The sequence below is a fragment of the Rhodococcus sp. OK519 genome, from assembly GCF_003051005.1.
Classification (GTDB): Bacteria; Actinomycetota; Actinomycetes; order Mycobacteriales; family Mycobacteriaceae; genus Prescottella.
Genome location: NZ_QAOW01000001.1, coordinates 884,246 through 901,456 on the forward strand (window position 1 = coordinate 884,246; position 17,211 = coordinate 901,456).

At 68.6% G+C, this 17,211-nt stretch carries 14 protein-coding genes; 10 read left to right on the forward strand and 4 right to left on the reverse strand.

Translation table 11 applies throughout. The features are described 5' to 3' along the window. Window positions 1-7: 7 nt before the first annotated feature. From C8K36_RS04215 to C8K36_RS04230, 4 genes are all read left to right on the forward strand, one after another. Window positions 8-670: a response regulator gene (locus tag C8K36_RS04215; RefSeq protein ID WP_107983763.1), complete on the forward strand. Its 663-nt coding sequence runs from the start codon at window positions 8-10 to the stop codon at window positions 668-670. An 81-nt stretch (window positions 671-751) separates the two neighbouring features. Beyond that, complete coding sequence (locus C8K36_RS04220; protein WP_107983129.1) at window positions 752-1,783, forward strand: ATP-dependent 6-phosphofructokinase; 1,032 nt, start codon at window positions 752-754, stop codon at window positions 1,781-1,783. Window positions 1,784-1,805: 22 nt separating this feature from the next. Then, window positions 1,806-3,317, forward strand: coding sequence for an Asp-tRNA(Asn)/Glu-tRNA(Gln) amidotransferase subunit GatB (gene gatB / locus C8K36_RS04225; protein WP_107983764.1), 1,512 nt, complete (start codon window positions 1,806-1,808; stop codon window positions 3,315-3,317). 11 nt (window positions 3,318-3,328) lie between these two features. Next, the gene (locus tag C8K36_RS04230) at window positions 3,329-4,537 is read left to right on the forward strand and encodes a cation:proton antiporter (protein WP_107983130.1); all 1,209 of its coding nucleotides are present in this window, start codon (window positions 3,329-3,331) and stop codon (window positions 4,535-4,537) included. A gap of 3 nt (window positions 4,538-4,540) precedes the next feature. Here C8K36_RS04230 and C8K36_RS04235 read toward each other — a convergent pair whose 3' ends face one another. Continuing rightward, window positions 4,541-5,689 carry a PQQ-dependent sugar dehydrogenase gene (locus tag C8K36_RS04235; RefSeq protein ID WP_107983131.1) on the reverse strand — a complete coding sequence of 383 codons (1,149 nt, stop codon included), beginning with the start codon at window positions 5,687-5,689 and terminating at the stop codon, window positions 4,541-4,543. 111 nt (window positions 5,690-5,800) lie between these two features. On the opposite strand from C8K36_RS04235, the gene C8K36_RS04240 reads away from it, so the two are divergent. After that, a complete protein-coding gene (locus C8K36_RS04240; protein ID WP_107983132.1) occupies window positions 5,801-6,727 on the forward strand; it encodes a DoxX family protein in 927 nt (308 codons plus the stop codon). Between the two features lie 81 nt (window positions 6,728-6,808). Here the strand turns inward: C8K36_RS04240 and C8K36_RS04245 are convergent, their stop codons facing one another. The 3 genes from C8K36_RS04245 to C8K36_RS04255 all read right to left on the reverse strand — a co-directional run bounded on the left by C8K36_RS04245 (window position 6,809) and on the right by C8K36_RS04255 (window position 10,384). Then, entirely contained in the window at window positions 6,809-7,717 is a 909-nt protein-coding gene (locus tag C8K36_RS04245) for a type IV toxin-antitoxin system AbiEi family antitoxin (RefSeq protein ID WP_107983133.1), read from the reverse strand. Between the two features lie 155 nt (window positions 7,718-7,872). Beyond that, entirely contained in the window at window positions 7,873-9,714 is a 1,842-nt protein-coding gene (gene ilvD, locus C8K36_RS04250; RefSeq protein ID WP_107983134.1) for a dihydroxy-acid dehydratase, read from the reverse strand. Between the two features lie 190 nt (window positions 9,715-9,904). Next, window positions 9,905-10,384, reverse strand: coding sequence for a PH domain-containing protein (locus C8K36_RS04255; protein ID WP_107983135.1), 480 nt, complete (start codon window positions 10,382-10,384; stop codon window positions 9,905-9,907). A 270-nt stretch (window positions 10,385-10,654) separates the two neighbouring features. Here C8K36_RS04255 and C8K36_RS04260 point away from each other — a divergent pair, with 270 nt between their 5' ends. The 5 genes from C8K36_RS04260 to C8K36_RS04280 all read left to right on the forward strand — a co-directional run bounded on the left by C8K36_RS04260 (window position 10,655) and on the right by C8K36_RS04280 (window position 17,162). Further along, window positions 10,655-12,601, forward strand: coding sequence for an acetolactate synthase large subunit (locus C8K36_RS04260; protein ID WP_107983136.1), 1,947 nt, complete (start codon window positions 10,655-10,657; stop codon window positions 12,599-12,601). Continuing rightward, entirely contained in the window at window positions 12,598-13,101 is a 504-nt protein-coding gene (gene ilvN, locus C8K36_RS04265) for an acetolactate synthase small subunit (protein ID WP_107983137.1), read from the forward strand. Before C8K36_RS04260 ends, ilvN begins: the two co-directional genes overlap by 4 nt. Window positions 13,102-13,177: 76 nt before the next feature. After that, window positions 13,178-14,179 carry a ketol-acid reductoisomerase gene (gene ilvC, locus C8K36_RS04270; RefSeq protein ID WP_181319445.1) on the forward strand — a complete coding sequence of 334 codons (1,002 nt, stop codon included), beginning with the start codon at window positions 13,178-13,180 and terminating at the stop codon, window positions 14,177-14,179. Between the two features lie 264 nt (window positions 14,180-14,443). Next, complete coding sequence (serA, locus tag C8K36_RS04275; protein ID WP_107983139.1) at window positions 14,444-16,036, forward strand: phosphoglycerate dehydrogenase; 1,593 nt, start codon at window positions 14,444-14,446, stop codon at window positions 16,034-16,036. Between the two features lie 112 nt (window positions 16,037-16,148). Then, on the forward strand, window positions 16,149-17,162 hold the full coding sequence (locus tag C8K36_RS04280; protein WP_107983140.1) for a 3-isopropylmalate dehydrogenase: 1,014 nt from the start codon (window positions 16,149-16,151) through the stop codon (window positions 17,160-17,162). Window positions 17,163-17,211: the final 49 nt, after the last annotated feature.

The following is a 17,211-nucleotide window of genomic DNA, read 5'->3' on the forward strand; positions in this document are numbered from 1 at the left end:
TGTGGCGGTGGCGATCACGGTATTCATTGCGGACGACCAGGCGATGGTGCGGCAGGGCTTCGGGGCCCTCCTGGGCGCGCAGCCCGACATCAGCGTGATCGGAGACGCCCCCGACGGCCGCCTGGCGGTCACCGAGGTGAAGCGTCTGCGACCCGATGTCGTGCTCATGGATGTACGGATGCCGGAGATGAACGGCCTCGATGCGGCGCGCGAGATCCTTTCGGCTGCACTGGCACCGCCGGTCCGCGTGCTCATGCTCACGACCTTCGACATCGACGAGTACGTGTACGAGGCGCTCGGCATCGGGGCGAGCGGCTTCCTGCTCAAGGACGCGCCTGCCGAGGAACTGATCCGGGCTGTGCGCGTCGTCGCTGCCGGTGAGGCGCTGCTCGCGCCGAGTGTGACCAAACGCCTGATCGAGGACGTCACTCGCCGCCGCGCAGCGCCGCGGCGGCGTGACCGACAGCTCGACTCGCTCACACCCCGCGAGCGGGAGGTGCTCGAACTGATCGCGGCCGGTCTGTCCAACGTCGAGATCGCCGATCGGCTGTTCGTTGCGGAACAGACCGTCAAGACGCACGTCGGCAAGGTGCTGTCGAAGCTGTCGCTGCGGGACCGGGCGCAGGCCGTCGTCCTGGCGTACGAGTCGGGTCTGGTCACACCCGGTTGATCGACTTGGCGTGCCTGATCGGCGCGAGAGCGGCAAGATGAACAGGGATCGCTCTGCTCGTGAACGCCGAGAGGTGCCGTGATGCGCATCGGAATACTCACCGGGGGCGGCGACTGCCCCGGGCTCAACGCCGTGATTCGCGCTGTCGTGCGCACCGCGGACAGCCGATACGGGAGCACCGTCGTCGGCTTTCAGGACGGCTGGCGCGGACTGCTCGAGGACCGCAAGGTCCAGATGCGGAACGAGGACCGGATCGACCGACTCCTCGCCCGCGGCGGCACGATCCTCGGGACCGCCCGCGTCAACCCGCAGAAACTGCACGACGGTCTCGACCGCATCAAGCAGACCCTCGACGACAACGGCATCGACGTCCTCATCCCCATCGGCGGCGAGGGCACACTGACCGCCGGTAGTTGGCTCGCCGAGAGCGGCGTCCCGGTGGTGGGGGTGCCCAAGACGATCGACAACGACATCGACTGCACCGATGTCACGTTCGGGTTCGATACGGCTCTCACGATCGCGACCGAGGCGATCGACCGCCTGCACACCACCGCGGAGTCGCACCAGCGGGTGATGCTCGTCGAGGTGATGGGCCGGCACGCCGGGTGGATCGCGCTGCAGTCCGGCATGGCGTCGGGGGCGCACCTGACGTTGGTTCCGGAGGTGCCGTTCGACGTGGACGAGGTGTGTGCGCTCGTCAAGAAGCGCTTCCAGCGCGGCGACTCCCACTTCATCTGCGTCGTGGCGGAGGGGGCGTCGCCGGATCCGTCGTCCATGACGCTGCGCGAGGGCGGTATCGACGAATTCGGGCACAAGATCTTCACCGGTGTCGCGCAGCAATTGGCGGTCGAGATCGAACGCAGGATCGGGAAGGAAGTGCGGACGACGGTGCTCGGCCACGTGCAGCGCGGCGGCACACCCACCCCGTACGACCGGGTCCTCGCCACCCGGTTCGGCGTCCACGCGACCGACGCCGCGCACCGCGGGCAGTTCGGGCAGATGGTGGCACTGCACGGAACCGAGATCGAATTGGTACCGCTCGCGGAAGCGACCAAACAACTCAAGACCGTGCCGGTGGACCGCTACCGGGAGGCGGCCGCGTTCTTCGGGTGACCAGACGCATAAACTCATGGCCATGACTGCCGCCGTGTCCGCTGACCTTCTCGACTATGACGCCGTCCTCGCGAAGTTCGAGCCCGTACTGGGCATGGAAGTGCACGTCGAGTTGCACACCGCCACCAAGATGTTCTGCCCGTGCCCCACTGCGTTCGGTGCCGAGCCCAACACCCAGGTGTGCCCCGTGTGCCTCGGCATGCCGGGAGCGCTGCCCGTCGTCAACCAGGCGGCCGTCGAGTCGGCGATCCGCATCGGCCTCGCGCTGAACTGTTCGATCACGCCGTGGGGCCGGTTCGCGCGGAAGAACTACTTCTACCCGGATCAGCCGAAGAACTACCAGATCTCGCAGTACGACGAGCCCATCGCGACCGAGGGCTACCTCGACGTCGTGCTCGACGACGGCACCACGTGGCGCGTCGAGATCGAGCGCGCGCACATGGAGGAGGACACCGGTAAGTCGCTGCACGTCGGCGGCGCCACCGGACGTATCCACGGCGCGAGCCATTCGCTGCTCGACTACAACCGTGCCGGCGTCCCGCTCGTCGAGATCGTCACCAAGACCATCAGCGGCGCCGGCGAGCGCGCCCCCGAGGTGGCCCGCGCGTACGTCGCCGCGCTGCGCGATCTGCTCAAGGCCCTCGACGTCTCCGACGTCCGCATGGACCAGGGTTCGCTGCGCTGCGACGCCAACGTCTCGCTCATGCCGATCGGCGCCGACGTGCTCGGCACGCGTACCGAGACGAAGAACGTCAACTCGCTCAAGAGCGTCGAGACGGCCGTCCGGTACGAGATGCGCCGTCAGGCCGCGGTGCTGACACGAGGTGACGAAGTTGTTCAGGAGACCAGGCATTTCCAGGAGGCCGACGGCACCACCTCCGCGGGTCGCCGCAAGGAGACCGCCGAGGACTACCGCTACTTCCCGGAGCCCGATCTCGAGCCCGTCGCGCCCGACGCCGCCTGGGTCGAGGAACTGCGCGGCACGCTGCCGGAGCTGCCGTGGATCCGCCGTGCCCGGATCCAGCAGGCCTGGGGCATCTCCGACGAGGAGATGCGTGACCTGGTGAACTCCGACGCACTCGAGTTGGTCATCGCGACCACCGAGGCCGGCGCACCCGCGTCCGACGCCCGCTCGTGGTGGGTCGCCTACCTGAGCCAGCAGGCCAACACCCGTGGTGTCGAGCTGACCGCGCTGCCGATCAGCCCGGCTCAGGTCGCCCAGATCATCGCCTTCGTCACCGATGGCAAGCTCACCAACAAGCTGGCTCGCCAGGTCGTCGATTACGTGCTCGACGGCGAGGGCGAGCCCGAGCAGATCCTCGCCGCGCATCCGGAGCTGGTGGTCGAGCGCGACGACAGCAAGCTGCAGGCGGCCGTCGACGCGGCGCTCGCCGCCAACCCGGACATCGCCGAGAAGATCCGCAGCGGCAAGGTCGCCGCGGCAGGCAAGATCGTCGGCGACGTCATGAAGGCCACTCGCGGACAAGCGGATCCGGCGCGTGTCAAGGAGCTCGTTATCGCCGCGTGCAGCTAATGTAGCGGCGCATGAGCGCTGCCGTAGCCACGTCACTCTTTTGGATCACAGTCGCCGCGGCGATCGCGCCACTCATTGCGGGATCGTTGCGGCGCAAGCTGATTCCAGAGGTCGTGCTCCTGCTCGTGGCCGGGATCGTCATCGGCCCCTATGTGCTCGATCTCGCGAACGTCGACAGCGAGATCGACATGCTGCGCGAACTGGGCCTCGGCATGTTGTTCCTCCTCGCCGGCTACGAGATCGACAAGGACGAACTGACCGGTCGCGGCGGGCGGCGCGCCCTGGTGGCCTGGCTGGCCTGTCTCACACTGGCGTTCGCGGTCGTCGGGGGCCTGGCCGCGGCAGGATTGGTCAACTCCGAGATCGCCGTCGCCATCGCCCTGACATCGACGGCGCTGGGCACGCTGCTTCCGATTCTCAAGGACCGCGGTCTCGTCGAGACCCCGGTCGGTCGCGCGGTGCTCAACCACGGCGCCATCGGCGAGATCGGGCCCGTTATCGCGATGGCCGTGCTGTTGGGCGCGCGCGGCGCGGTGCTCTCGCTCGTGGTGCTCGCCGCCTTCGCCGCGGTCGCCGTGATCGTGGCTATGCTGCCCGCGCGAATCCTCCGCGAGGGCACCGATCTGCTGGCGCTGATCCGGCGTGGATCGGACACCACCGCACAGACCACCGTCCGGTTGGTGATGCTGCTGCTGGTGGCGTTGATCGCGGTCGCGACCGTGTTCGACCTCGACATCATCCTGGGTGCTTTCGCCGCCGGATTCATTCTGCGGCGGACGGTTCCGGACGGCAACGAACAGCTCGAGGGAAAGCTCGAAGGACTCGCCTTCGGTCTGCTGATCCCGATCTTCTTCGTCACCTCCGGGATGGCGATCGACGTCTCCGCGGTCGCCGGGGAACCGCTGATTCTGCTCGCGTTCCTGGGACTGCTGGTACTCGTACGTGGCCTGCCGGTGTTCGTGGCGTCGCGCTACGACCGCGGTTCGAACTTCGACACGCGCGAACAACTGCAGATCGCTCTGTACTCCACCACCGGACTACCGCTCATCGTTGCGGTCACCGGCGTCGCGGTCGAGGCCGGCCAGATGTCGAACGCCACCGCGTCGATCCTCGTCGCCGCGGGCGCGATCTCGGTGCTGGTTCTGCCGATGGTTGCCGGATTCCTCGTCAAACGCGAGACGTCGGCCGAGGGGGAGAGTCGCGAGGATGTGAGCGCCTGAGCGTCAGTCGAATCCGCCGCCACCCGAGGGCAGCGGAAGCTTGACGACGCGGTCGTCGGTGGACACGGGTGCGCCGCCGGACTTGTTGACCGTGGACGCCCAGATCTGGCCCTCGCCACTGATCGTGACATCGCCGAGTCGTCCGTAGAGTTTCTGCGCCAGCAGCGCGGGCGCGGACGACACCGAACCGGTCTCGCGGTCGGTGGTCAGGACCGCCACCGCTTGCGCGTCGGTGAGCGCGATCGCGACGGCGCCGCCGGCAACCGTGCACCCGGCGACCCCGGGCTTGTCTGGCCATGTCCACACCGGGGCACCGCCGGTGGTGCCGTCCGTCCGGACGCGCTGCAGTCGGTCCTCGAGCACCGTTCGATCGGCCACCCACACGGCACCTTCGGCGTCGGTGCACACGCCCCCGGCGCGCCCGAGTCCGGAGAGCACGATCGCAGGCCGGGGCGGCGTGGGCGTCGCGGCCAATGACGTGACGCCGAGAAGCTTGCCCGCCAAGGATCCCGGGTCGGCAGCGGCGGCGGGATTTCCGGCGTCGCCCGTGAGGACCATGAGTTCGCCGGGGCGCGAGAACTCCAGCGCCCCGGCATTGCCCACATCGCCGCGGGGAATTCCGGTGAGCACATCCTTGGGAACGTCTCCGGGCGCGATGCGCACGACGCGGTTGTCGACCGCCGTCGTGATGTACGCGTAGACGAGCCTGTCCTCGCTGAAGGTGGGAGAGAGCGCGATGTCGAGCAAGCCGCCGTCGGTGCCGGAATCCACAGGTACCGAGGCGAACTCGGTGGGAGGTTCGCCTGGTGTCACGAGAAGGATGCGTCCGGTGCGACGCTCGGTCACCATGGCCGATCCGCCGTCGGGCAGCATCACGAGTCCGCCGGTGCTGTCGAGGCACGTTGCCACGACGTTGGGGTCGCGGTCGAAACACGGATCGTCGGGCACGGACGGCGAAGGAGCAGTCGGCGACGGCGCGGACGGCTCCTTCGGCTGCACCTCGGCGCCCGAACCGAACGTGGGCTCCGGGGTGAACGGGGAGGACGCGGTGTCGTCGAAGCGCGCGCACCCCACGGCCGCGAACACGGCGATCGAACAGACTGCGGCAGTCGTCGCGCGCCGTCCCCGCAGGCTCGGTCCACCCATCCTCATGCTGCACGACGTTACGGAAAGGGTGGCCGTCGCCGCCACGTCGCCCGGTGTGACCGGCGCGCCGAGCCGCCAATCCGGTCGCTCACCACGATCCGACTTAGGCTGCCTTTCGTGACCGACAAGCCGAGAGAGCACCCAGCGTCCACCGGCCAGGGATCCGCGCCGAGCCCGTTCGATCAGCCGACGGAGCGGTTTCCCGTTCAGTCCGTCCGGCCGATTCCACGCACCGACGACGACCTCGATCTCGGCGCGGACGACGTGAGCAGTTTGCCGACGGAGCAGATCCCCGCGTTCCGTCGTGAACCGGACGTCGTCGTGCCGGTCCGGATGGAGGACCAGGTCACCGAGGTGATCGAGCGCACCGAGCCGATCGTGTCGGAGCCGGTTTTCTCGGAGCCCGCTGTCTCGGAGCCCGCTGTCTCGGAACCCGCCGTCTCGGAGCCGATCGTCTCGGAGCCGATGACGGTCGCTGCTCCGGTCGTGGTTGCCCCGGCTTCCCCGTCCGCGGGCGCGCCGGGTTCTGGGCGCGGCACCCTCGATGTCGGTCTGCTCGTGCTCAGGCTTGCCGTCGGCGGCGCCCTCCTCGCCCACGGGCTCCAGAAGCTGACCGGGTGGTGGAACGGGCCGGGGCTCGCAGGCTATCGGGACGACCTGGTTGCCGCCGGCTTCGACCATGCGCGCGCCCTCGCGGTTGCAGGTGCGGTCGGAGAGGTGGCGGGTGGTGCACTGCTGATCCTGGGTCTGCTCACTCCGTTCGCGGGCGCCGCGGTGCTCGCCGTGATGATCAACGCCTGGTGCCTCAAGCAGTCGGCGATGCCGGGCCTCGAGTACTTCGCACCCGACGGCATCGAATACGAGACGCTCCTCGCTGCCGCGGCGGCGGCGATCGTGCTCACCGGCCCGGGTCGGATCGCGCTCGACGGCCGTCGCAAGTGGGCCACCCGGCCGCACGTGGGTTCGGTCGTCATCCTGCTTGCCGGCGTCGCCGTCGGTCTGGCGGTGTGGTTCGTCTTCAACGGGGCGAACCCCGTCATCTGAGCCGCTGCCGCTCCGGTCCTTGTCGTGCCGCTCCGCCCATCGGGGGAGCGGCACGACCAATTCCGGAGCGGCAACCCCGTGTCAGCCGAAGGCCCGCCGCAGCCGGCGCACCACCTCCGCGGGAGTGGACAGCTCGCGCCAGCCCCACCGGGCGACGCCGTAGCCGGCGCCCCGGATGCCGTCCTCTCGCAGCTTCTCCTCGATCACCGCCTGTTCGGTGGTCTGGCCGGGGCGCAGATGCTGTGTGTACTTGCCGAGGCCGTCGAACTCACCGACCGCGCGCTCGCGCTCGAAGAAGAAGTCGACTCGACCGATCGGGAGGCCGTCGTCGCTGAGCACGCGCTGGAGGTCGGGAACCGGGAGTCGCTCCCGATGGATCAGCACACGGCTACGGGATTCGCCGACGCTCTCGCTGCGCCCGTCCAGGAACGCGACCACTCTTCCGGCCTGCGCCGCGCCGCGTCGGCCACGACACCGTCCGCGCGCTTCGTCGAGATCCGCGCGCGTCACGAGGCCTGTCGCGAGGGCATGGTCGCCTGCTACGACTGCGCACTCGAACGGCAGTGTCCGCGCGAGGTCGACGATCGTGCGCGCTGGCGCCGTGACCTGAACCCCACCCACGGCGACCACGTCCTCGGTGGGCAGGTGCGCGACGTGCGCGTGACGGCGCGCGGTGATCTTGCCGCCGGATGGGCGGTCGAGGGTGGAGTGAACCCGCTGCAGGGGCACGTTCCAGATGTCGATGCCGTACAGCACCGCCGCCGACACGTGGCTCACGACGACGTCGGGACACGCCGCCGCCATGGCGAGGAGGGCGAGTCGGTGCTGCGCCGCGGAGTCGAGTCGCGCGAGGTCGGTCGCGCGGACGTAGGCGCCCGGCCTGACCGCGAGCAACTCTCGTGACCGCCGGGCCGCGCGCAGTTCGTGATCGGTGAAGCCCCGACACAGGGCGTCGGATCTGAACACCAGTGGTGTGCCGTCGAATTCCATGGGCCCGAGAGTGCCGCGCCGCACGTCGCCCCGGACGCCCGCTGCGCGATCTGTGGATGGATTTCTCGGTATCCACAGATCTGCCGCTCCGGAAACGGCTGTGCCGCGCCCCCGATCGGGGACGCGGCACAGCGAAGAGCGGAGCGGCAGGACCGCTACGGCACGTAGCGGACGGCACCCTTGTCGGCCGAGGTGGCCAGCGCGGCGTAGGCACGCAGCGCGGTGGTGACGGTGCGCTGACGGTCGACCGGCTGCCACGGACGCTCGGAGGCCTCCATCTTGGCGCGACGCTGCGCGAGGGTCTCGTCGTCGACGAGGACCTCGAGGGTGCGGGTCTTGACGTCGATGCGGATCTGGTCGCCGTCCTCGACGAGTCCGATCACACCGCCCGACGCGGCCTCGGGAGAGATGTGGCCGATCGACAGGCCGGAGGTGCCGCCGGAGAAGCGGCCGTCGGTGACCAGTGCGCACTGCTTGCCCAGACCGGCGCCCTTGAGGAAGGCGGTGGGATGCAGCATCTCCTGCATGCCCGGGCCGCCCTTGGGACCCTCGTAGCGGACCACGATGACGTCGCCCGGCTTGATCTGCTTCTGCAGGATCACCGAGACGGCGGCTTCCTGGGACTCGACGACGACGGCCGGGCCCTGGAACGAGAACAGTTCCTCGTCGATGCCGGCGGTCTTGAGGATCGCGCCGTCGACGGCGATGTTGCCGCGCAGCACGCACAGGCCGCCTTCGACGGTGTACGCGTGCTCGAGGTCGCGGATGCAGCCGCCCTCGGCGTCCGTGTCCAGCGCGCTCCAGCGGTTGTTCGTCGAGAACGGCTCCGTCGTGCGGACGCCGCCCGGCGCCGCGTGGAAGAGCTCGAGCGCTTCGTCACTCGCCTTGCCGGAGCGGATGTCCCACGTGTCGAGCCACTCGTCGAAGCTCTTGGTGTGGACGGTGGAGACATCGGTCTCGAGCAGGTCGGCGCGGCGCAGCTCGCCGAGCAGCGCGGGGATGCCGCCGGCCCGGTGGACGTCCTCCATGTGGTAATCCGAGTTGGGGGAGACCTTCGACAGGCACGGCACGCGACGGCTGATCTCGTCGATCGTGGTGAGGTCGAAGTCGACCTCGCCCTCCTGGGCGGCGGCAAGTGTGTGCAGGACGGTGTTGGTGGAGCCGCCCATCGCCACGTCGAGTGCCATCGCGTTGCGGAACGCCTTGGGCGAAGCGATGTTCCGGGGCAGAACCGACTCGTCCTCGTCGCGGTAGTAGCGCAGCGCGGCTTCGACGACGGTGGTGCCGGCGCGGCTGAACAGGGCGCGACGTGCCTCGTGCGTGGCCAGCGTCGAACCGTTGCCGGGCAGGGCCAGGCCCAGTGCCTCGGTGAGGCAGTTCATCGAGTTCGCGGTGAACATGCCCGAGCACGAACCACACGTCGGGCACGCGCTGCGTTCGACCTCGTCGAGGCCCTCCTCGGACACGGCGTCGTTCGCGCTCGCGGAGATCGCGGTGATCAGGTCGGTGGGGGCCTGGGCGACGCCGCCGACGACGACGGCCTTGCCGGCCTCCATCGGGCCACCGGAGACGAAGACCGTCGGGATGTTCAGTCGCATAGCCGCATTGAGCATGCCGGGGGTGATCTTGTCGCAGTTCGAGATGCACACCAGGGCGTCGGCGGTGTGGGCGTTGACCATGTACTCGACGGAGTCGGCGATGATCTCGCGGCTCGGCAGCGAGTACAGCATGCCGCCGTGGCCCATCGCGATGCCGTCGTCGACGGCGATCGTGTGGAACTCGCGGGGCACACCGCCGGCGGCGCGGACGGCCTCTGCGACGATGTCGCCGACATCCTTGAGGTGGACGTGGCCGGGGACGAACTGGGTGTACGAGTTGGCGATCGCGACGATCGGCTTACCGAAGTCGGAGTCGGTCATGCCGGTGGCGCGCCACAGCGAGCGGGCTCCGGCAGCGTTGCGTCCGACGGTGGTGGTGCGTGACCTCAGCGGGGGCATGGGCGGATTCCTTCGTCGATCAGCGGTTCTCGGCGGCGGGCTGTGCACGCCGAGCGCAGCGAGAAAAGTTCGTGAACGTGTGGGCCCGTGGGGTGCTGGTCGGCTGGACCCGATATCGGCTGTAGTACTGCCTCGTCATCTCCGGTGGGAGTGGGAGACGTCCTGGTGCGACGCTACTCCCGTGACCGGGTCATTCGTCATTCGGCTCCGGCGCGTCGGCGGCCTCGGCCTCGGCGCGGTGCTTGCGCTCGTCCGCCTCGCGTGCGGCCGCGTAGGGGTCGGTGACCCGCCCGCCGCTCGCAGACGCCAGCTGGGGCAGTCGCCCGAACGTCACGGTCGGCAGCGACACCTCGGTGCCGTCGACGAGGTCGGCCCGCGCCCAGCCCCGCTTCGGGAACCTGAAGCCCTTGATCTGATCCCACGATATGGACTGCGAGGAGAAGGCTCGACGCAGTTCGAGGCCGTCGGGCGTGACCGTGGTGCGCACGCGCAGCACCCAGGCGGCGACGAGGAACGGGATCACCAGCGTCCAAGCGAACCCCGCCGGCCACCCCAGGACCGGGAAGCTGAGGCAGAACAGCAGGAATATGCACGCAATCAGTGCGAGCGGCGAAATCCGGATGACCTGTCGGCTGTCCGTCGACGTATGGGATGATGACTGTGGTGGCACGGGCTGCTGAGGAGATGACACCTCTACATCTTCGCACTGCAGCCGAGGCATCTTACATTCTGGGACAGCTCACTCACCAAAGTTGACTGTCTACCATTTACGCGCCTACCGTCGAGCGCGTGAAACAGAATGAGTTGCTCGTAATCGGCCGGCGCGTCGTCGCCTGAGCCGGTTGCTGCAACTCGCCAGATAACGACGCGCCACCCTCGTACAGCGGATGCTGACGAGGGTTTTTTGTTGCCCGGAGCCAGAATCAAAGAGGACTTTCCAGTGAGCGCACCAACCGCACGGCCTCAACCCACGCCGCGCAAGTCGGGAGCTACCGGCCCGACCGCGGGAGACAGCAGGGCAGCCGCGGCGCAGCCCGGTAACCGTCGTCAGGTCGCCCCTGAGCGGGTCACCGGCGCGCAGTCCGTGGTTCGCGCCCTCGAGGAGCTCGAGGTCGACACCGTGTTCGGCATCCCGGGTGGGGCCGTTCTGCCGGTGTACGACCCGCTCTTCGACTCGAAGAAGGTTCGGCACGTCCTGGTGCGCCACGAGCAGGGCGCGGGTCACGCCGCGACCGGCTATGCCCAGGCAACCGGCAAGGTCGGCGTCTGCATGGCAACGTCCGGGCCCGGTGCGACCAACCTGGTGACCCCGCTCGCGGATGCCCAGATGGACTCTGTTCCGGTCGTTGCCATCACGGGGCAGGTCGGGCGCGGGCTGATCGGGACCGATGCGTTCCAGGAAGCCGACATCTCCGGCATCACGATGCCCGTCACCAAGCACAATTTCCTCATCACCGACGGCATCGACATCCCGCGGATCCTGGCGGAGGCGTTCTACCTGGCGTCGAGCGGCCGCCCGGGCGCGGTCCTCGTCGACATCCCCAAGGACATCCTGCAGGCGCAGACCACGTTCTCGTGGCCGCCGGAGATGCACCTGCCCGGCTACCGTCCGGTCACCAAGCCGCACGGCAAGCAGGTGCGCGAGGCTGCGCGGCTCATCGCCGACGCCAAGTCCCCGGTCCTGTACGTCGGTGGCGGCGTCATCAAGGCCGATGCGTCGGCCGAGCTGCTCGAACTGGCCGAGCTGACCGGCATTCCCGTCGTCACCACCCTCATGGCTCGTGGTGCGTTCCCGGACAGCCACCAGCTCAACTGCGGCATGCCGGGCATGCACGGCACGGTCGCGGCCGTCGCCGCGCTGCAGAGGAGCGACCTGCTGATCACCCTCGGAGCGCGGTTCGACGACCGGGTCACCGGTCAGCTCGACTCGTTCGCGCCCGACGCCAAGGTCATCCACGCCGACATCGATCCGGCGGAGATCGGCAAGAACCGCCACGCGGACGTCCCGATCGTGGGCGACTGCAAGGAGGTCATCACCGAGCTGCTCGAGGCGATCCGCGCCGATCAGGCGACGGGTACGACCCTCGACCTCACCGAGTGGTGGGCGTACCTCGACGGCATCCGCCGCACCTACCCGCTGGCCTACGACCGTCCGGCGGACGGGTCGCTGTCGCCCGAGTACGTGATCCAGGCCGTCGGCCGGCTCGCGGGCCCGGACGCGATCTACTGCGCCGGCGTCGGCCAGCACCAGATGTGGGCCGCGCAGTTCGTCAACTACGAGAAGCCGCGCACCTGGCTCAACTCGGGTGGCCTGGGCACGATGGGCTACGCCGTGCCGGCCGCGATGGGCGCCAAGATGGGCATGCCGGACCGTGAGGTCTGGGCCATCGACGGCGACGGCTGCTTCCAGATGACCAATCAGGAACTGGCCACGTGCGCCCTGGAGGGCGTGCCGATCAAGGTCGCCCTCGTCAACAACGGCAACCTCGGCATGGTCCGCCAGTGGCAGACGCTCTTCTACGACGAGCGTTACTCCAACACCAACCTGGGCACCCACGGCGCCGTCCGTATCCCGGACTTCGTGAAGCTGGCCGAGGCGCTGGGCTGCGTCGGCATCCGGGTCGAGCGCGAGGAGGACGTCGAGGACGCCATCCGTACCGCGCAGTCGATCAACGACAAGCCCGTCGTCATCGACTTCATCGTCGGCGCCGACGCACAGGTCTGGCCGATGGTCGCGGCCGGCACCAGCAACGACGAGATCATGGCGGCACGGGGCATCCGTCCGCTGTTCGACGAAGACGAGGCTGCGGACGAACCCGCAACCATCCACGAGGCCATGCAGGAAGCCGCGCGTGAGCAGGCCGCTTCCGGGGAGGAACGTCAGTGAGCACCAGTCACACCCTCAGTGTTCTCGTCGAGGACAAGCCGGGCGTGCTGGCCCGCGTCGCTGCACTCTTCTCCCGCCGGGGCTTCAACATCGAGTCGCTCGCCGTGGGTGGCACCGAGGTTCCCGACATCTCGCGCATGACCATCGTCGTGACCGTCGACGAGTTCCCGCTCGAGCAGGTGACCAAGCAGCTCAACAAGCTGATCAACGTCATCAAGATCGTCGAGCAGGACACCGAGGCGTCGGTGGCGCGCGAGCTGATCCTGATCAAGGTCCGCGCCGACGCCAGCGTGCGCACCCAGGTGATCGAGACCGTGAACCTGTTCCGCGCCAAGGTGATCGACGTGTCCCCGGAGGCCGTCACGATCGAGGCGACCGGCACGCGGTCCAAGCTGGACGCGCTCCTGCGCATGCTCGATCCGTTCGGTATCCGCGAGATCGTGCAGTCCGGTGTGGTGGCGGTCGGCCGCGGGCCGAAGTCCATCACGGCCACCCGCTAGATCCGTTCACCAGCACACAACAGACAATCAAGCGTTCATAGAACCCAGAGGGAAGGTAAGAACTGTGGCAGTCGAGATGTTCTACGACGACGATGCAGACCTGTCGATCATCCAGGGCCGCAAGGTCGCGGTCATCGGCTACGGCAGCCAGGGCCACGCGCACTCGCTGAGCCTGCGCGATTCCGGTGTCGATGTGCGCATCGGCCTCAAGGAGGGTTCGAAGTCCCGCGCCAAGGCCGAGGAGCAGGGCCTGACCGTTGGCACGCCGGCAGAGGTTGCCGAGTGGGCCGACGTCATCATGGTGCTCGCCCCCGACACCGCTCAGGCGTCGATCTTCAAGAACGACATCGAGCCGAACCTGAAGGACGGCGACGCGCTGTTCTTCGGCCACGGCCTCAACATCCACTTCGACCTGATCACGGCCCCGGAGAACGTCACCGTCGCCATGGTCGCGCCGAAGGGCCCGGGCCACCTGGTCCGTCGTCAGTTCGTCGACGGCAAGGGCGTTCCGGCCCTGATCGCCGTCCACCAGGACCCGAAGGGTGAGGGCCAGGCGCTGGCTCTGTCCTACGCGAAGGCCATCGGTGGCACCCGCGCGGGCGTCATCAAGACCACGTTCAAGGAAGAGACCGAGACGGATCTCTTCGGCGAGCAGGCTGTGCTCTGCGGCGGCACCGAGGAACTGGTCAAGACCGGTTTCGAGGTCATGGTCGAGGCCGGCTACGCGCCCGAGATGGCGTACTTCGAGGTGCTGCACGAGCTCAAGCTCATCGTCGACCTCATGTACGAGGGCGGCATCGCCCGCATGAACTACTCGGTGTCCGACACCGCTGAGTTCGGTGGCTACCTGTCCGGTCCCCGCGTCATCGACGCCGGCACCAAGGAGCGCATGAAGGCGATCCTGGCCGACATCCAGTCGGGCGAGTTCACCCGTCGTCTGGTCGCCAACGTCGAGAACGGCAACACCGAGCTCGAGGGCCTGCGCAAGGAGAATGCCGAGCACCCCATCGAGGTCACCGGCAAGAAGCTGCGCGACCTGATGAGCTGGGTCGATCGTCCGATCACCGAGACGGCCTGATCCACAGCCTCTTCTGTCGGCCCGGGAGCCGCGCGACGTGTCGCGTGGGTCCCGGGCCGGAGTCGTTCCCGGCTGCGGCGAGACTCTCCGAATTGCCCGCCGGCGGTGTCCACTATGTGGTAGCGGGTACCCGCCCTGCGGAATCGTGGCGCACGGCCAACTAAACTGATCACGTCTGAGACCCGCGCGCGCCCGAAGCGGTGCCCGGCCACGGACAATCGCTCGACCCGACCCACCAGACACCGAAACACAGGAGAGTTCCTCGTGAGCCAGAATGGCCGTCCCGTTGTCCTGATCGCCGACAAGCTCGCACAATCGACCGTCGATGCGCTCGGTGACGGTGTCGAGGTGCGCTGGGTCGACGGCCCGGACCGTCCCGCGCTGCTCGCGGCCGTGCCCGAGGCCGACGCTCTGCTCGTCCGCTCGGCCACGACGGTCGACGCCGAGGTCCTCGCCGCCGCCACGAAGCTGAAGATCGTCGGCCGCGCCGGTGTCGGCCTCGACAACGTCGACATCCCGGCCGCCACCGAGCGTGGCGTCATGGTCGTCAACGCGCCGACCTCGAACATCCACTCGGCCGCCGAGCACGCCGTCTCGCTGCTGCTGTCGACCGCGCGCCAGATCCCGGCCGCCGACCGCACGCTGCGCGAGAAGACCTGGAAGCGTTCGAGCTTCAACGGGACCGAGATCCTCGGCAAGACCGTCGGCGTCGTCGGCCTGGGCCGCATCGGCCAGCTGTTCGCGCAGCGTCTCGCCGCGTTCGAGACCGAGATCATCGCGTACGACCCCTACCTGCCGGCTGCTCGCGCCGCGCAGCTGGGCATCGAGCTGGTCGACATCGACCAGCTGGTCGAGCGCGCCGACTTCATCTCGGTGCACCTGCCCAAGACCAAGGAGACCGCGGGTCTGCTGAACGCCGAGCGCCTGGCCAAGGCCAAGGACGGCGTCATCATCGTCAACGCCGCCCGCGGTGGCCTGATCGACGAGGACGCGCTGTACGACGCGCTCGTGGGCGGCAAGGTCCGCGCCGCCGGCCTCGACGTGTTCAACACCGAGCCGTGCACCGACTCCAAGCTGTTCGACCTCGACAACGTCGTCGTCACCCCGCACCTCGGTGCATCGACCTCGGAGGCGCAGGACCGCGCGGGCACCGACGTCGCCAAGAGCGTCCTGCTGGCCCTCGCCGGCGAGTTCGTGCCGGACGCCGTCAACGTCTCCGGTGGCCCGGTCGGCGAAGAGGTCGCGCCGTGGCTCGAGCTGGTCCGCAAGCTGGGTCTGCTCGCCGGCACCCTGTCGCCCGAGGCCGTCCAGAACGTCCAGGTCGTCGCGAGCGGTGAGATGTCGGCCGAGAACGTCGAGATCCTCGGTCTGGCCGCCCTGCGTGGCCTGTTCTCCGCGAGCAGCGACGAGGCTGTCACGTTCGTCAACGCCCCGCAGCTCGCCGAGCAGCGCGGTGTGAGCGTCGAGGTCGAGAAGCACAGCGAGGCGCAGACGCATCGCAGCGCCGTCGAGGTGCGTGCGGTCGCCGCCGACGGCACCGTCACCACCGTCGCGGGCGCGCTGACCGGCCTGCAGCAGGTCGAGAAGATCGTCAACATCAACGGCCGCAGCTTCGATCTGCGCGCCGAGGGTCACAACATCGTGGTCCACTACGTGGATCGTCCGGGCGTGCTCGGCGTCCTGGGTACCGTGCTCGGCACCGCCGGCATCGACATCCAGGCCGCCGCTCTGAGCCAGGACGTCGAGGGCGAGGGTGCCACCGTCATCCTGCGCGTCGACCGCGTCGTCGGCGATGCCGAGATCGCGCAGATCGTGGAGCAGCTCGACGCGCGAGTCGCGCAGGTCGACCTGTCCTGATCTTCTCCATCCCTACCCGGTGGCCGCGATCGTCGAGGACGGTCGCGGCCACCGGCGCAACCGGGGTGTCTCACGCCACCGGTGGATTCTCAGTCGAAAGAGAGTGTGTCCCATGAAGCTTGCGGTCATTCCCGGTGACGGCATCGGTGTCGAGGTCACGGCGGAAGCGCTGAAGGTGCTCCGGAAGCTGGTTCCCGATGTGGAGACCACCGAGTTCGACCTCGGTGCCAAGCGCTACAACGAGACCGGCGACCTGCTGCCGGAGGCCGAGCTCGACGCGATCCGTCAGCACGACGCGATCCTGCTCGGCGCCATCGGCGATCCGCGGTTCGTCGCGCCGGGCATCCTCGAGCGTGGCCTGCTGCTGAACATGCGGTTCCTGCTCGATCACCACGTGAACCTGCGTCCGGCCCGCACCTACCCGGGCTCGAGCTCGCCGTTGGCCGCGAACCCGGACATCGACTTCATCGTGGTCCGTGAGGGCACCGAGGGCCCGTACACCGGCAACGGTGGATCGATCCGCATCGGCACCCCGCACGAGGTTGCCACCGAGGTCTCGGTCAACACGTGGTTCGGCGCGGAGCGCGTCGTGCGTGCCGCGTACGAGCTGGCGCAGACCCGCCGGGGCCACCTGACGCTCATCCACAAGACCAACGTGCTGTCGAACGCGGGCCGCATCTGGACCCGTGCGATGGAGACCATCGGTGCCGAGTACCCGGACGTCGAGACCGCGTACTGCCACATCGACGCGGCGACCATCTACATGGTCACCGATCCGGCGCGCTTCGACGTGATCGTCACCGACAACCTGTTCGGCGACATCATCACCGATCTTGCGGGCGCGGTCACCGGTGGTATCGGCCTGGCTGCGAGCGCCAACATCGACGCGTCGGGCACCAACCCGTCGATGTTCGAGCCGGTCCACGGCTCGGCGCCGGACATCGCCGGACAGGGCATCGCCGATCCGACCGCCGCGATCCTGTCGGCCGCCATGCTGCTGCGTCACCTCGGCCGCGAGGACGACGCCGCTCGCATCGAGACTGCCGTCGAGGCGGATCTGTCCTCGCGTGGTGACGCTCCGATCGTCACCACCGAGGTCGGCGACCGGATCGCCGCCGCCGTCTAGGCCTTCTTTCCACAGACTCGACCGCCGCCCGGAATCCGTGCGGCGGTCG

What these genes read in the sequence shown, in the direction of transcription:
- C8K36_RS04220 (WP_107983129.1), top strand. Translation starts at nt 752, where the DNA reads ATGCGCATCGGAATACTCACCGGGGGCGGCGACTGCCCCGGGCTCAAC.
- gatB (WP_107983764.1), top strand. Translation starts at nt 1,806, where the DNA reads ATGACTGCCGCCGTGTCCGCTGACCTTCTCGACTATGACGCCGTCCTC.
- C8K36_RS04230 (WP_107983130.1), top strand. Translation starts at nt 3,329, where the DNA reads ATGAGCGCTGCCGTAGCCACGTCACTCTTTTGGATCACAGTCGCCGCG.
- C8K36_RS04235 (WP_107983131.1), bottom strand. Translation starts at nt 5,689, where the DNA reads ATGAGGATGGGTGGACCGAGCCTGCGGGGACGGCGCGCGACGACTGCC.
- C8K36_RS04245 (WP_107983133.1), bottom strand. Translation starts at nt 7,717, where the DNA reads ATGGAATTCGACGGCACACCACTGGTGTTCAGATCCGACGCCCTGTGT.
- ilvD (WP_107983134.1), bottom strand. Translation starts at nt 9,714, where the DNA reads ATGCCCCCGCTGAGGTCACGCACCACCACCGTCGGACGCAACGCTGCC.
- ilvC (WP_181319445.1), top strand. Translation starts at nt 13,178, where the DNA reads ATGTTCTACGACGACGATGCAGACCTGTCGATCATCCAGGGCCGCAAG.
- C8K36_RS04280 (WP_107983140.1), top strand. Translation starts at nt 16,149, where the DNA reads ATGAAGCTTGCGGTCATTCCCGGTGACGGCATCGGTGTCGAGGTCACG.